Annotated in this window: 16 protein-coding genes; all 16 read left to right on the top strand. The window is 46.0% G+C overall.

Annotation, left to right across the window (positions count from 1 at the left end):
- The first annotated feature begins 9 nt into the window (after positions 1-9).
- The 16 genes from fabG (at position 10) to lepB (ending at position 14,352) form a co-directional block, all read left to right on the top strand.
- Positions 10-753 carry a 3-oxoacyl-[acyl-carrier-protein] reductase gene (fabG, locus tag EIZ58_RS09420; protein ID WP_134700340.1) on the top strand — a complete coding sequence of 248 codons (744 nt, stop codon included), beginning with the start codon at positions 10-12 and terminating at the stop codon, positions 751-753.
- A gap of 75 nt (positions 754-828) precedes the next feature.
- The gene (acpP, locus tag EIZ58_RS09425) at positions 829-1,065 is read left to right on the top strand and encodes an acyl carrier protein (RefSeq protein ID WP_134700341.1); all 237 of its coding nucleotides are present in this window, start codon (positions 829-831) and stop codon (positions 1,063-1,065) included.
- 183 nt (positions 1,066-1,248) lie between these two features.
- Positions 1,249-2,490: a beta-ketoacyl-ACP synthase II gene (fabF, locus tag EIZ58_RS09430; RefSeq protein WP_134700342.1), complete on the top strand. Its 1,242-nt coding sequence runs from the start codon at positions 1,249-1,251 to the stop codon at positions 2,488-2,490.
- Between the two features lie 18 nt (positions 2,491-2,508).
- Positions 2,509-3,201, top strand: a complete 693-nt coding sequence (gene rnc, locus EIZ58_RS09435) for a ribonuclease III (protein ID WP_134700343.1) — start codon at positions 2,509-2,511, stop codon at positions 3,199-3,201.
- A 16-nt stretch (positions 3,202-3,217) separates the two neighbouring features.
- Positions 3,218-4,297: an elongator complex protein 3 gene (locus EIZ58_RS09440; protein WP_134700344.1), complete on the top strand. Its 1,080-nt coding sequence runs from the start codon at positions 3,218-3,220 to the stop codon at positions 4,295-4,297.
- Positions 4,298-4,411: 114 nt separating this feature from the next.
- A complete protein-coding gene (gene smc / locus EIZ58_RS09445; protein WP_134700345.1) occupies positions 4,412-7,984 on the top strand; it encodes a chromosome segregation protein SMC in 3,573 nt (1,190 codons plus the stop codon).
- 29 nt (positions 7,985-8,013) lie between these two features.
- Positions 8,014-9,012 carry a signal recognition particle-docking protein FtsY gene (gene ftsY, locus EIZ58_RS09450; protein ID WP_134700346.1) on the top strand — a complete coding sequence of 333 codons (999 nt, stop codon included), beginning with the start codon at positions 8,014-8,016 and terminating at the stop codon, positions 9,010-9,012.
- A 105-nt stretch (positions 9,013-9,117) separates the two neighbouring features.
- Positions 9,118-9,471, top strand: a complete 354-nt coding sequence (locus tag EIZ58_RS09455) for a putative DNA-binding protein (RefSeq protein WP_134700347.1) — start codon at positions 9,118-9,120, stop codon at positions 9,469-9,471.
- Between the two features lies 1 nt (position 9,472).
- On the top strand, positions 9,473-10,834 hold the full coding sequence (gene ffh / locus EIZ58_RS09460) for a signal recognition particle protein (RefSeq protein ID WP_134700348.1): 1,362 nt from the start codon (positions 9,473-9,475) through the stop codon (positions 10,832-10,834).
- 33 nt (positions 10,835-10,867) lie between these two features.
- Positions 10,868-11,140 carry a 30S ribosomal protein S16 gene (rpsP, locus tag EIZ58_RS09465; protein ID WP_129197063.1) on the top strand — a complete coding sequence of 91 codons (273 nt, stop codon included), beginning with the start codon at positions 10,868-10,870 and terminating at the stop codon, positions 11,138-11,140.
- A gap of 28 nt (positions 11,141-11,168) precedes the next feature.
- Positions 11,169-11,396, top strand: coding sequence for a KH domain-containing protein (locus EIZ58_RS09470; protein WP_134700349.1), 228 nt, complete (start codon positions 11,169-11,171; stop codon positions 11,394-11,396).
- 68 nt (positions 11,397-11,464) lie between these two features.
- Complete coding sequence (locus tag EIZ58_RS09475; RefSeq protein WP_134700350.1) at positions 11,465-11,872, top strand: YlqD family protein; 408 nt, start codon at positions 11,465-11,467, stop codon at positions 11,870-11,872.
- 3 nt (positions 11,873-11,875) lie between these two features.
- Entirely contained in the window at positions 11,876-12,397 is a 522-nt protein-coding gene (gene rimM, locus EIZ58_RS09480; RefSeq protein WP_134700351.1) for a ribosome maturation factor RimM, read from the top strand.
- Between the two features lies 1 nt (position 12,398).
- Entirely contained in the window at positions 12,399-13,145 is a 747-nt protein-coding gene (trmD, locus tag EIZ58_RS09485) for a tRNA (guanosine(37)-N1)-methyltransferase TrmD (RefSeq protein ID WP_134700352.1), read from the top strand.
- A gap of 139 nt (positions 13,146-13,284) precedes the next feature.
- Positions 13,285-13,632: a 50S ribosomal protein L19 gene (gene rplS, locus EIZ58_RS09490; protein WP_134700353.1), complete on the top strand. Its 348-nt coding sequence runs from the start codon at positions 13,285-13,287 to the stop codon at positions 13,630-13,632.
- Positions 13,633-13,758: 126 nt separating this feature from the next.
- Positions 13,759-14,352 carry a signal peptidase I gene (gene lepB, locus EIZ58_RS09495; RefSeq protein WP_134700354.1) on the top strand — a complete coding sequence of 198 codons (594 nt, stop codon included), beginning with the start codon at positions 13,759-13,761 and terminating at the stop codon, positions 14,350-14,352.

A 14,352-nucleotide genomic window follows, 5' to 3' on the forward strand; every position in this document is an offset into this window, starting at 1 on the left:
GTGATAGGGATGGTTCAAGATAAGGTAGCTGTAGTTACTGGGGCATCAAGAGGAATTGGAAGATCTATTGCATTAGCTTTAGCAGAGGCTGGTGCGGATGTTGTCGTTAACTATTCCGGAAGTGAACAAGCGGCTCGTGAGGTCGCAGCTGAAGTGGAGAAACTGGGGCGCAAGGCCTTGGTTGTTCAAGCAAATGTAGCAGATCAGGAGCAAGTGGCTCAATTAATCCAGCGCACCCTAGATGAATTCGGACGCGTGGATATTCTTGTGAACAATGCGGGAATTACTCGTGATAATCTGCTCATGAGAATGAAAGATGATGAGTGGGATGCTGTGATTGATACCAACTTAAAAGGAGTCTATAACTGCATTAAGGCGGTTACTCGTCCCATGATGAAGCAGCGTTCAGGCCGAATCATTAACATTTCTTCCGTTGTGGCAGCATTGGGTAACGCAGGTCAGGCCAACTACGTTGCGGCTAAAGCTGGAGTCATCGGCCTAACCAAATCGGTTGCCCGTGAGTTTGCAAGCCGTGGAATTACAGTCAATGCCGTGGCGCCTGGGTTCATTGAAACCGACATGACCTCAAAGCTCAGCGAGGAAATTCAGGCAGGGCTGATGACACAAATTCCCCTGCAGCGCCTAGGAAAGCCTGAGGATATTGCTCACATGGTTCGTTTCCTGGCTTCTGAGCAGGCTTCCTACATTACAGGGCAAACCTTCCATGTGGATGGCGGAATGTATATGGGGTAAGCCAAAAAACTTTTAAATTGTGGACTAGTTTTCCATAGGAAGTTTCAGTATAATACCTGAGAGGAGGTGAAGGTAATGGCAGACGATATCTTGGAAAGAGTGAAGAAGATCATTATTGATCGCCTTGGAGTGGATGAATCAGCTATCACGTTGACAGCTTCTTTTAAAGAAGATCTAGGAGCTGACTCTTTGGATGTTGTAGAATTTGTTATGGAATTAGAAGACGAATTCGACATGGAAATTTCCGATGAAGATGCGGAAAAGATCTCCACAGTGGGCGATGTAGTGGAATACATAAAATCCCACAAATAATTTCGTTAGTCCCGTTCTTGTAACGGGACTTTCATTTACACTATCGCGACTTAAGAAAGTTCCTGTAACTTTCTTAAGTCGCGGCATGAAAAGCTTCCTCTAAAAGCGGTCTTGCTATTATGACAATGCTTCGGAAGAAGCTTTTCTTCTTAATCCAAGAAGGGTACTCTGAGGTGAAAAATTATGAAAAATCGTGTCGTCATTACCGGAATGGGCGTTATTTCTCCGATTGGGAAGTCAGTCGAAGAGTTTTGGGGAAATTTATTAGCTGGGAAATCTGGCGTTGATCATATAACTTCATTTGATGTATCGGACTATCCGACGCAGATTGCTGCGGAAGTCAAAGACTTTAATCCAGAAGAATTCATGGAGAAAAAAGATGTAAAACGTACCGATCGTTTTGTTCAATTTGCCATTGCTGCCGGGAAACTAGCGATGGAAAATGCCGGTATCAATATGGATGAACTCAACCGTGATCGGGTTGGTGTATATATAGGTTCAGGAATCGGGGGACTTGGCACCTTCGAGGATCAACATCGTACCTTGATGGAAAAAGGTCCCAAACGCGTCAGTCCGTTTTTCATTCCGATGATGATTGCCAACATGGGCTCGGGCCAGGTATCCATCGCTTTGGGAGCTAAGGGGCCAAACAGTGCCGCAGTAACAGCTTGTGCGACGGGAACGAACTCCATCGGTGATGCGTTTAAAATCATTCAGCGGGGAGAAGCAGACGTGATGTTCGCGGGAGGATCAGAGGCTACGATTCGACCAACGGGGCTTGCTGGATTTTGTTCAGCTAAAGCGATGTCGACTCGCAATGATGAACCGCAAAAGGCGAGCCGGCCGTTTGATCTGGATCGAGATGGATTCGTTATGGGAGAGGGCTCTGGGGTCTTGGTTCTAGAATCTCTTGAACATGCGAAGAAGCGCGGCGCCAACATCCTAGCCGAGATCGTGGGATATGGGATGAGCGGAGATGCCCACCACTTAACCATGCCAGCGCCAGAAGGCGAAGGGGCTGCACGATGCATGGCGATGGCCATCCGAGATGCAGGGATTACACCAGATCAAATTGATTATATTAATGCTCATGGTACCTCAACCGAATACAATGATAAATTTGAGACCATGGCAATCAAAACCGCTCTCGGTGAACATGCTTATAAAGTGGCCGTCAGCTCAACTAAATCCATGACAGGACACTTGTTAGGGGCAGCAGGTGCGGTGGAAGCGATAGCCTGTGTTCAAGCTATTCGCGATCAAACCCTTCCTCCGACTATTAACTATGAGACGCCTGATCCAGAGTGCGATTTAGATTATGTTCCGAATGTCCCGCGTAAGGCCAAAGTGGATATTACGTTATCCAATTCCTTGGGCTTCGGGGGTCATAATGCAACGATTATCATCAAAAAGTTTGAAGAGTAACTCCTTAGGTGGATAAACGTGGACTTTCAAAAATTACAAAACACTATCGGTATACAATTTCATAATGAAAAGTTGTTGCGCCAGGCTTTTACTCACTCTTCCTATGTGAATGAACATCGCGGGAAGCCTTATCAGGACAATGAGCGCTTGGAGTTTTTAGGAGATGCCGTCCTAGAACTGACTGTATCCCAATTTCTCTTTACACACTTCCCTAAGATGTCCGAAGGGGAGATGACAAAGCTTCGGGCTGCCATTGTTTGTGAACCCTCTCTGGTTCGTTTTGCGGAATCTCTAGAGTTTGGGAAAACGGTCCTGTTAGGAAAGGGAGAAGAGATGACTGGTGGAAGACAAAGACCTGCTCTTTTAGCGGATGTGTTTGAAGCTTTTATCGGTGCTCTTTATTTAGATCAGGGTTTGCCCAAGGTGTTTTCCTTTCTCGAGCAGTTTGTCTTTCCTTCGGTTGACCGTGGAGAGTTTATGAAGACGACAGACTATAAGTCTCAGCTCCAGGAGCATGTTCAGCATGATAATCTTGGAGAGATATCCTATCGCATCATTGAAGAGAAAGGACCGGCCCATAACCGGGAATTCGTTTCCGAGGTACTGCTGAATGGAGTCTCCATGGGAACAGGCCGAGGTCGCTCAAAAAAAGAAGCGGAGCAACATGCTGCAGCGGTCGCAATCGAAAAACTGGGGATCAAACGTAAATGAAAAGGGAGAGATCTAGATGTTACATCGAAGAATAGCCCTATTCGTTCCTCACCAAGGTTGTCCTAAAGATTGCGTGTTTTGTAACCAGTCCCGAATTACGGGCCAGAAGAGGGAGAACCGACTGACGGAGGAACAGGTTCGACGGACCATTGAAGAGCACCGCGCAACCATACCTCCGGACGCGTTGGTCGAGATCGCGTACTTTGGCGGCAGCTTTACGGGACTTCCTCGTTCCTATCAGAGAATGCTTCTTGAAGTAGCAAAGGAATACATTGACGCTGGCGTGGTACAGGGCATTCGATTTTCTACACGTCCCGACTATATTACGGATTCTATCATGGAGTTCTTGATCCAGTATGGGGTCACTACGATCGAACTGGGGACGCAATCGCTAGATGACACGGTTCTCGAACTTTCTGCGCGCGGACACTCGGCAGCTCAAGTGAAAAAGGCGGTAGAGACGATACGCAAGTATCCGGGGATCGAAGTAGGTCTCCAACTTCTTCCGGGTCTCCCGGGCGATTCAAAAGAGCTAGTGATGGAAACCGTGCAAAAGGCCATCTCGCTTCAACCCGATTTTGTTCGAATCTATCCGGCCCTTGTCATTGCAGGGACTGAATTGGAGTGGCTGTTTCATACGAAGCAATATGTCCCTCTCACACTAGAAGAAGCGATTGATCTAGTTGCGGGCATGTGGGTTGAATTTATGCAAGCGGACATTCCTGTGATTCGAATGGGATTGCATTCTTCTGAGGATCTCCGGACGGAAGGGACGATTATCGCAGGACCCTTCCACCCTTCTTTTCGACAGCTTGTAGAAGCTAAGTTATATGCAGATCTACTTGATCTCGTTAAACAAGAGGTAGACCCTAAAGAAATCAAAAAAGTAACTCTTCATCCAGCGGATGAAACCGCTCTTCGCGGATCAAAGGGAGGGAATTGGAAGGGCTTTGTGAAGCAATGCTCCCCAAACATTCCTTTGCTTGAATTCAACTCTTCTCTCCACCGTCACATGATTGAAGTCAGTATGAGGGACGGTCAGGTTATCTCATATCGCTTGTCTGCCTTAGCAGATCTAGAATCCAGTTTTCTCTAAGCTGGGTTCTTTGTCTTTTTTCATACAAAGTATGATAAAATAATCAAGTCCAACGAAGAGTTCATCTTAGGCTCGAGCATCTGAGAGATTACATACAGGGTAGGGGGAAGGAACATGTACTTAAAACGCCTAGAATTAATAGGCTTTAAATCCTTTGCCAACCGGACGGAACTGGAGTTTGTACCAGGAGTAACGGCCGTGGTAGGGCCGAATGGAAGCGGAAAAAGCAACATCTCCGATTCGATTCGCTGGGTCTTAGGCGAGCAGAGTGCAAAGTCTTTGCGTGGAAGCAAGATGGAAGACATCATCTTTGCAGGCAGCGACACTCGTAAACCAGTGAATTACTGCGAGGTGTCCTTGACCTTAGACAATTCCGATCATACGCTGAAGATCGATTATAGTGAAGTCACCATTACGCGTCGAGTGTATCGTTCTGGTGACAGTGAGTACTACATAAATAAGCAGTCTTGTCGACTTCGAGACATTGTGGAATTGTTTATGGATACAGGTGTAGGAAAGGAAGCTTACTCGATTATTGGGCAAGGCCGGATTGAGGAAATTCTGAGCACGAAGTCGGAAGACAGGCGCGGGATATTCGAGGAAGCTGCCGGAATTGTAAAATATAAGGCACGCAAAAAAGAAGCAGAAAAGAAGCTTGACGATACCGAGGCTAATCTAGTACGGATCGCGGATATCATCGCAGAGATCTCCGAGCAAATTGACCCCCTAAAGGAACAAGCGGAGAAAGCGAACCATTATTTAGTTTTGAAGGAAAACTTAAAGGAACAAGAGATTGGTCTATACGTCCATCAAATAGAAGATTTAAATCAATCATGGAATGAAACCAAGAAGCTCGTGCTGCAACTGAAAGAACAGCATGCCGTCCATTCTTCCTCATTGAGTTCGACTGATGCTCAGTTGTCTAGCTGGCGCTGGAAAATGAACGAGCAAGATCAGACGCTGGAAGAGTGGCAGGTCAAGCTTTTAAACGTCAGTGAAGAAGTAGAAAAAACGGAAGGAAAGCGCGAAGTATTAAAGGAGCGCAAAAAGAATGTAAGGGAAAATCATAAGTTAACGAAAGACAAGCAGGTGCAGCTCCATGCTCGCATGGAGGAGCTATCCCGCCAGATTTCCGTTGAAGAAGAACGTTTGACTGGCCTTCGGGCGGAAGAAAAGGTCGTTCATCAAGAGTTAAAAAACCAAGAGGGACTCCTGCAGGATGTAACGAAGGGCCTAGAAACCGACGTCGAGCAGCTAAAAAGCGATTATATTGAGCTGTTGAATCGGGTAGCCTCCACGAAAAACGACTTAAGACATTGTCAGCAGGCAATGGAAACAGCAGGAAAAAGAAAGCTAAAGCTTCAGGAGCAGCTTGACTTACTCTCTGAAGCACAACGGGAGCTCTTGACCAGGAAAGGGAAGACAGAGGAGGAAGTGACAGCTACCGTTACTGCTCTGGAGAACTGCTTGGCAGACTATAAGGCGCTTGCCGGTAGTTATAAAGAAAAGCAAGCCAAGCGAGAGCAGCAATCTCAAACCCTACGAAAGCTAGAGCAAAAGATAGAATCGATTTCCTCGCGCCGAGACGTTTTGCAAGAAATGCAATCGGCTTTCACCGGTTTCATGCAAGGGGTCAAGGAAATCTTGAAGGCACGGGAAAACGGCTTCTCTGGCATCCATGGGGCGGTGGCCGAGCTAGTTATTGTTCCTACGCAATATGAGACAGCACTAGAAGTGGCGTTAGGCGGAGCACTGCAGCACGTGGTGGTAGAAAATGAAGCATCCGGAAGAAAAGCGATCCAGTGGCTTAAGGAAAACCGATTGGGCCGAGCAACCTTTCTTCCTCTGGACGTTATCCGCTCCCGGAGAATCTCATCCCAGGATGAATCCATGCTGAATCAGCAAAAAGGTATTGTAGGCATTGCGTCAGATTTGGTTCAATGCGAGAAAAAGTATCGACATGTCGTCGAAAATCTTTTAGGTTCGGTCATTGTGACCGAAACATTAGAGCAGGCGAACCAGGCTGCCCGAAAAACAGGGTATCGCTACCGTTTTGTAACGGTTGAGGGGGATGTAGTAAATCCCGGAGGAGCCATGACCGGTGGAACGGTTCAGCAGAAGAGCACCAATCTTCTAGGACGAAACCGTCAATTGGAAGAACTCGAGCTGGCTTTACAAGAAGGCTCCTCACAGAGAGCCTTCTTAGTAGAAGAATTACTGAAACTCGACCAAGAAATTTCCGCTCAGAAGACCAAAGAAGACGAACTGAGACGATTGGGTGAGCAGTATCGATTACAGGAACAGGGAGCCAAAAATAAACTGAATCAGATTGAGGCAGAAAGCCGTAATCAAGCCGACCGCTTGAAGGTGGTCCAGCAGGATCTAGCCAGTGCTCACGCAGAGGCCTCAGAGCTTCAAGAAAAAGAACATCAGCTCATTCAGCTATTGGAAGACTGGGCGAAAGAAGAACTGGATTACAAGCAACAGATCAGTGATATTGAGGCTCATCGCAACCAGCTTCAGCATAGCAAAGAAGAGTTCGCAAGCGTGATCACAGAATTAAAGGTCAGGTCAGCAGAGCTCCGCAAGCAGCAAGAGTCCGTTCACACGATAATCCAAAGAGTCAAAGAAGAATATAATACCGTTCAAAACGAGTGGAAAAGCGGAGAAGACTATCTTAAGAATCTAGCCGATTTAATTGAAGGAAATCTGGATGGTGAAGAACAGCTTGATCGGATGATTCAAGAGTACCGCAAGGAAAAGGAAGGGATCGGTCAGCAGATCCTTCTTCTAAAAAAGGAACGCACGGAAACAATGCAGCACATTGATAAGTTTGAGGCAGAGGCCAAGGTTAGCCGAAAACAGCTGAAGGAACTCGAGGATCGTCTTCATAAAGAAGAAGTCAAGGCCGGTCGCTTCGATGTGGAGCTAGATAATGTCCTACAGAAGCTGCAGGAAGACTATGAGCTCTCTTATGAATTAGCGAAAGAAATGGTTGAACTCCCCGAGAACCCGAAGGAAACAGGAGAGCTGGTTGCCAAGCTAAAAAAACAGATACAAGCCTTGGGTGTCGTGAATCTGGGGGCCATTGAGGAATATGAAAGACAATTTGAGCGCCTCGAATTCTTATCCAGTCAAAGCCGAGATCTAGAAGAAGCGAAGCAGACGCTTTATCAAGTGATTCAAGACATTGACGATGAAATGTCCAGAAGATTTCTTGAGACCTTTGAACAAATTCGGACCGAGTTCCAACAAGTGTTCACTCATTTATTCGTAGGAGGGAGAGCTGACCTGCAGCTTTCAGATCCTACTCGTATATTAACGACTGGAATTGATATCGTAGCTCAGCCTCCAGGTAAGAAACTGCAAACGTTAGGGCTTCTTTCCGGAGGAGAAAAAGCGCTGACCGCCATCGCTCTGTTGTTTGCTATTTTACGTATTAAGCCTGTCCCATTCTGTGTCCTCGATGAAGTAGAGGCGGCGCTTGATGACGCCAATGTTTATCGGTTTGCTGAATATCTTCGTCATTTTAGCGGTCAAACCCAATTTATTTGCGTTACACACCGTAAGGGTACGATGGAGGGAGCGGACGTTCTCTATGGGGTGACCATGCAGGAATTTGGCGTATCGAAGCTCGTATCTGTAAAATTAGAAGATAAGTCGCTGATCTCGGAGACCGCGTCTTGATCCTAAGGATGATCTAAGGAGGAAGTTGGATGAGTTTTTTTAAGAAGCTAAAAGAAAAGATCTCTCAAAAAACCGAAGAAGTAACGGTCAAGTTTAAAGAGGGACTAACCAAAACTCGTGATGCCGTTGTAGGCAAAGTGGAAGACTTAGTTCGCCGATACAAAAAAATTGATGAAGAATTTTTCGAGGAGTTAGAGGAGATTTTGATTTCCGCCGACGTTGGCGTCAATACCGTTATGGAGCTCGTGGACGATTTGCGAAAGGAGGCGAAAAAGCAGAAAATTGAAGATGCTCTAGCCCTCAAGCCCTTGATCTCTGAAAAGCTAGTAGGGCTATTCCAAGAGAATGCCACGGATTATGGATTAAATATCCAAGAAGGCAGATTGACTATTATCATGTTTGTAGGCGTAAATGGAGTGGGCAAAACGACAACGATCGGTAAAATGGCCCATATGTTTAAGCAACAGGGAAAAAAGGTGCTGTTAGCTGCGGGGGACACCTTTAGAGCAGGCGCGATTGAGCAATTGGAAGTTTGGGGTCAGCGAGTCGGGGTGGAAGTCGTCAAACACCAGGCAGGCGCAGATCCAGCGGCGGTCGTGTACGATGCCATCCACGCGGCGCGTTCTCGTGGAGTCGATATTCTTTTGTGTGATACGGCTGGAAGGCTGCAAAATAAAGTCAACTTGATGGAGGAGCTAAATAAGGTGTATCGTGTCATCGCCCGCGAAGTTCCGGATGCTCCCCATGAAACGTTGCTTGTGCTGGATGCCACCACGGGACAGAATGCCATGAATCAGGCGCGTGCTTTTGGCGAAGCGACGAAGGTTTCCGGCATTGTTTTAACTAAATTGGATGGAACGGCAAAGGGCGGAATTGTTATTGCGATAAGCAATGAGTTAAAAACGCCAGTGAAGTATGTCGGATTGGGTGAAAAGATGGATGACCTGCAGCCATTTGATCCGGAGCAATTTGTTCATGCCTTATTTACCGGATTTATGGAAGAAACACAGGTGGAGGAAAACTCGTAAAGCTTTTTTCTTGACAATCGTTTGTAAGATAGGTATTATAATTTCCTGTAAAGAATTTTTCTTGCAAGAAGGCTAAAACCAACTCTATGGGATTAGGGGAAGACAATGCTCGAGAAAACGAATCGGGTAAACATGCTGTTCGACTTCTATGGACCCTTACTAAAGGACAGGCAAAGGCAGTTCCTTGAGATGTATTATCGAGAGGATTTGACCTTGAGTGAGATTGCAGAGCTCATGGAAGTAACACGGCAAGCGGTGTACGACCAGGTGAAACGAACGGAATCCGTTCTGGAACAATATGAGGAGAAACTCCAACTGCTGTCCCGTTTCCAAGAGAGACAATCTCGTATTGGTCGGCTGTTGAGCCTGGTTGATTCAGATTCTACTGACTGGGATCAGGAACGCATTCGGACTTTAGTGAAGGAACTAGCTGAGTTGGAATGGAATGAGGAGGCATAGCATGGCCTTTGAAAGTTTAGCCAATCGTCTGCAAGCCACCTTTGATCGCTTGCGAGGAAAAGGCAAAGTGACCGAAGATGATGTCAATGACATGATGCGGGAAGTACGCCTGGCCTTGCTGGAAGCAGACGTTAACTTTAAAGTTGTAAAAGAATTCGTGGCTAAGGTAAAGGAAAGAGCAGTAGGACAAGAAGTCCTTAAGAGCTTAAGCCCTGGCCAGCAAGTCATTAAAGTGGTGAATGATGAACTGACTCAGCTGATGGGTGGAGAGCAAAGTAAGATTGCCCACTCGAATAAGCCGCCGACTGTCATTATGATGGTAGGACTGCAAGGGGCAGGGAAAACCACGACCACAGGTAAGCTTGCTAAATATCTTTTGAAGCAAAACCGCAAGCCTTTGCTGGTTGCTGGAGATATCTATCGCCCGGCTGCCATTAAGCAGCTTCAGGTTTTAGGTGAACAACTGAAGGTTCCTGTATTCTCCCTTGGAGATCAGGTTAGCCCTGTGGAGATTGCTACACAAGCAATAGCCCAGGCGAAAGCCGACCATAACGACTATGTCCTGATCGATACGGCTGGGCGACTGCATATTGATGAGCATCTCATGGATGAGCTGAAGAATATTAAAGATTCTGTAGGTCCCCACGAGATCTTGCTTGTTGTGGATGCGATGACCGGACAAGATGCAGTGAATGTAGCGGAGAGCTTTAACAGTCAGTTGGAACTAACCGGGGTTGTATTAACGAAGCTAGATGGAGATACAAGAGGTGGAGCTGCTCTATCTGTTAAGGCCGTAACCGGCAAGCCGATTAAGTTTGCGGGTATGGGCGAGAAGATGGATGCCTTGGAGCCTTTCCATCCAGATCGAATGGCATCACGCATTTTGGGAATGGGCGATGTTTTATCCTTGATTGAGAAGGCGCAAGCCGCAGTCGATCAAGATAAAGCAAAGGAAATGGAGCGCAAGCTGCGCAAGGCGGAATTTACGTTCGAAGATTTCCTTGACCAGATGGCACAAGTACGGAAGATGGGGCCTTTAGAGGACTTATTAGGCATGATTCCCGGCATGAACAAGATGAAGGGGATGAAAGACCTTAAGATCGATGATAAGGCCATCAACCGGGTGGAAGCCATCGTCAAGTCCATGACCACGCAAGAAAAGCAAAATCCAGAGCTTTTGAAGAGCACAAGCCGAAAAAAGCGGATTGCGAAAGGAAGCGGAACCTCCATCCAGGAAGTCAACCGATTCTTGAAGCAATTTGAGGATATGCAAAAAATGATGAAACAGTTTGGCAAGATGGCTGATCAAGCCAAGAAGAAAAAAGGCAAAGGAATGTTTGGTAAATTTCCTTTTATGCCGTAAAAAAACTAACAACTAATTGGAGGCAAGATTATTATGGCAGTTAAAATTCGTTTAAAGCGTATGGGTGCAAAGAAAACTCCTTTCTATCGTGTAGTAGTAGCAGATTCCCGTTCTCCTCGTGATGGACGTTTCATCGAAGAAATCGGATACTACAATCCAGTTGCTCAACCAGCTGTAGTAAACATCGATCAAGAGAAAGCTGTAAAATGGATGTTGACTGGTGCACAACCAACTGATACGGTTCGCAACTTGTTCAGCAAAGCTGGAATCTTGAAGCAAGTTCACGAAGCAAAGTACCAGAAGTAATAGAAGTCCTTAGGGGAGGGAAGTTGGCATGAAAACATTAATTGAAGTCATCGCCAAAGCATTAGTAGATCACCCTGGGGAAGTTCACGTCAACGAAGTGGAAAAAGATCGCTTAACCGTTTATGAGCTATCTGTTCATGCAGAGGATATGGGCAAGGTCATTGGCAAGCAAGGCCGTGTGGCCAAAGCCTTGCGTACTGTTGTAAATGCAGCAGCCGTAAAGGAAAACAAGCGAATTACGATTGATATTGTGTAAGGAAACAAAGCTGGGACCCTTGAGGGAACTCCCGGCTTTTTTGTTACCAGTGGAAGGAGGGAGTCCCATTGAAGCTGAAACGGACGGTCTTGCTGAAGATGATTCTTACCCCTGATCTAAGAGAAAAGTTGCTGGAAGAGTATAACGGCTATATCAAGAAGTATGAAGTGGAATTGGAGCAGCTTCAATTCCAGAGTAAGAAATTGCTGCAGGAAGCATTGAAGAAAGGGCCAGATGCTCAAAAAGTCGTACAGGAACGACTACAGAAGGAGTCCGCTGCTCGCAAGGATAAAGTAAAGCACTATAAGGAAATGATTCATCAGCTTGCTTTGCTTCCAGATGAAAGCGAGATTCTTCATTCTGAACTTGAAGGCGAAGTCGAAGTAAGTGTAGGTGACCATTGGGATAAACTAATGGGCAAGTCAGAAATTATTGTGCGTGATGGAATCATTACTGAAATTCGAAATGGAGGTTAGAACGTGAGCAATACCCGCTATTACGAGGTAGGCAAGGTTGTAAATACCCATGGAATTAAAGGTGAGCTGAAGATACATTCCGTAACCGACTTTCCAGAAGAGCGTTACAGAAAAGGAAGCAAGCTTTTTTTGTTTCATGATAACCTGCCACAGCCCTTAACGGTTACGGTGGAAACTGCACGGCTGCAAAAAAATACATACATTGTAAAGTTTAAAGAATACGCGGATATTAACCAAGTTGAAAAATATAAAGGGGGTTCTTTAAAGGTCCCAGAGGACGAAAGGATCCCGTTAGAAGAAGATGAATTCTATTACGATGATATTATCGGCTGCGAGGTGTGGACGGACGAAGGAGAGCTCCTCGGCTCTGTGAAAGAGATTATTACCACAGGAGCAAATGATGTATGGGTGGTTAAGATGCAGAATGGGAAGGATGTGCTCCTACCCTATATCGAGGATTGTATCCTAGAGGTTGACGTGCCTAATCGTAAGATTACCGCGCACGTGATGGAGGGGCTGATTTAGGGTGCGTATCGACATACTGACACTTTTTCCCGAGATGTTTTCTGGAGTGCTGGGGAGCAGTATTCTTGGTAAGGCAGCGGAGAAGGGAGTTGTGGAATATCATACGTTGAATTTCAGGGAGTTTTCCGTCAACAAGCATGGGCAGGTGGATGATTATCCCTACGGTGGAGGAGCAGGCATGGTGCTGCGCCCTGAGCCTTTGTTTGACGCGGTAGAATCGTTGCAGCAGGATCCTGTGAATAAGCCAAGAGTGATTCTAATGTGCCCTCAAGGAGAACGCTATACCCAACAGAAGGCAGAAGAACTGGCCAAGGAGGAGCACTTGATTTTTCTTTGCGGCCACTATGAAGGGTATGATGAGCGTATCCGGCAGCATTTGATCACAGATGAAATTTCGGTTGGAGATTTTATCCTTACAGGCGGAGAGCTTCCTGCCATGACCATCATTGACAGCATAGTAAGGTTATTGCCAGGAGCGTTAGGCAATGAGAGCTCTGCTCATACGGATTCGTTCAGTACAGGATTATTGGAACATCCGCATTATACCCGCCCGGCTGAATTTCGTGGTTGGAAGGTGCCCGATGTCCTGGTATCGGGGCACCATGCGAAAATTGCAGAGTGGAGGAAAATAGAGTCATTAAAAAGAACGCTGCAGCGGAGACCAGACCTTCTTCCTTCCATCTTAGAGCAAGAACCTGGGCTAAAGAAGCTCGTGATGGCCATTGAAAAAGAAGAAAAGCAAAACTAGGCAGAGGTTTTGCTCTTGATAAGAGAATCTATATGTGTTAGAATGTTTTTTGTTGGGCTTTTAGCCCGTATTACGGTGGTCCGCTGTCGAAGAGGCATTTCCTCACGATATGAACGCTGGTTGGAAGGAGGAAATTACTATGAAGCAAATTTTGCGTGACATTACTCAAGAACATTTAAAGTCTGATATTCCTGCATTCCGTCCTGGGGACACTGTACGTGTTCACTTGAAGGTTATCGAGGGACAGCGTGAGCGTATTCAGATCTTTGAAGGCGTAGTAATCAGACGTCGCGGAACAGGTGTTAGCGAAACTTTCACTGTTCGTAAAGTTTCTTATGGTGTAGGTGTTGAGCGTACATTGCCTCTTCACTCCCCTAAGATCGATAAGATTGAAGTAGTACGTTACGGTAAGGTTCGTCGTGCGAAGCTTTACTACCTACGTGAGCGCGTGGGTAAGGCAGCTCGTATCAAAGACCGTCGTCGATAAGGCTGAGAGGAGCTTGGTAACAAGCTCCTTTTTGGCTTTATTAAGTAAATTACTATTAATTACTAATTTAAAAGACCGTTTTACATATAATTAATTATATATGCTTTAGTTAGGGAGGAGAAAGGTATGGAACACCAAGACCCGAGTCAGCAGGAACAGCTGGTCAAACCAGAGAAGCCCAAAAATGAAATTTGGGAATGGCTGAAGGCACTAGCGATTGCTGTGGTTCTAGCTTTTATTATTCGTTCCTTCTTATTTGCTCCTTTCGTCGTCGATGGGACGTCCATGATGCCTACCTTGCATGATCGGGAGCGGCTCATTGTCACGAAACTCATTTATTTTATCCAACAGCCATCACGCGGTGATGTGATCGTTTTCCATGCTACACAGGAAAGAGACTATATTAAGAGGGTCATTGCCGTAGGCGGCGATAAAATTGAGATGAGAGATGATCAGCTCTATCTAAATGATCAGCCTATAGACGAACCCTATCTTGAAGAATATAAGCTTCAGGCCAAAGCTGAAGGATACCCCCTTACCAATGACTTCGGACCCATAGACGTTCCAGAGGGTGAAATCTTTGTAATGGGGGATAATAGGAGAAATAGTAAGGATAGCCGAGCCATTGGTACAGTTCCTTTAGAAAGCATTGTGGGAAGAGCGGATGTCGTATTCTGGCCACTAACGGATTTCCGATTCCCGAATAAAACAGACAAATAA

The organism is Ammoniphilus sp. YIM 78166 (genome assembly GCF_004522215.1).
Lineage (GTDB): Bacteria > Bacillota > Bacilli > Aneurinibacillales > RAOX-1 > YIM-78166.

What these genes read in the sequence shown, in the direction of transcription:
- fabG (WP_134700340.1), top strand. Translation starts at nt 10, where the DNA reads ATGGTTCAAGATAAGGTAGCTGTAGTTACTGGGGCATCAAGAGGAATT.
- acpP (WP_134700341.1), top strand. Translation starts at nt 829, where the DNA reads ATGGCAGACGATATCTTGGAAAGAGTGAAGAAGATCATTATTGATCGC.
- fabF (WP_134700342.1), top strand. Translation starts at nt 1,249, where the DNA reads ATGAAAAATCGTGTCGTCATTACCGGAATGGGCGTTATTTCTCCGATT.
- EIZ58_RS09440 (WP_134700344.1), top strand. Translation starts at nt 3,218, where the DNA reads ATGTTACATCGAAGAATAGCCCTATTCGTTCCTCACCAAGGTTGTCCT.
- smc (WP_134700345.1), top strand. Translation starts at nt 4,412, where the DNA reads ATGTACTTAAAACGCCTAGAATTAATAGGCTTTAAATCCTTTGCCAAC.
- ftsY (WP_134700346.1), top strand. Translation starts at nt 8,014, where the DNA reads ATGAGTTTTTTTAAGAAGCTAAAAGAAAAGATCTCTCAAAAAACCGAA.
- EIZ58_RS09455 (WP_134700347.1), top strand. Translation starts at nt 9,118, where the DNA reads ATGCTCGAGAAAACGAATCGGGTAAACATGCTGTTCGACTTCTATGGA.
- ffh (WP_134700348.1), top strand. Translation starts at nt 9,473, where the DNA reads ATGGCCTTTGAAAGTTTAGCCAATCGTCTGCAAGCCACCTTTGATCGC.
- rpsP (WP_129197063.1), top strand. Translation starts at nt 10,868, where the DNA reads ATGGCAGTTAAAATTCGTTTAAAGCGTATGGGTGCAAAGAAAACTCCT.
- EIZ58_RS09470 (WP_134700349.1), top strand. Translation starts at nt 11,169, where the DNA reads ATGAAAACATTAATTGAAGTCATCGCCAAAGCATTAGTAGATCACCCT.
- rplS (WP_134700353.1), top strand. Translation starts at nt 13,285, where the DNA reads ATGAAGCAAATTTTGCGTGACATTACTCAAGAACATTTAAAGTCTGAT.
- lepB (WP_134700354.1), top strand. Translation starts at nt 13,759, where the DNA reads ATGGAACACCAAGACCCGAGTCAGCAGGAACAGCTGGTCAAACCAGAG.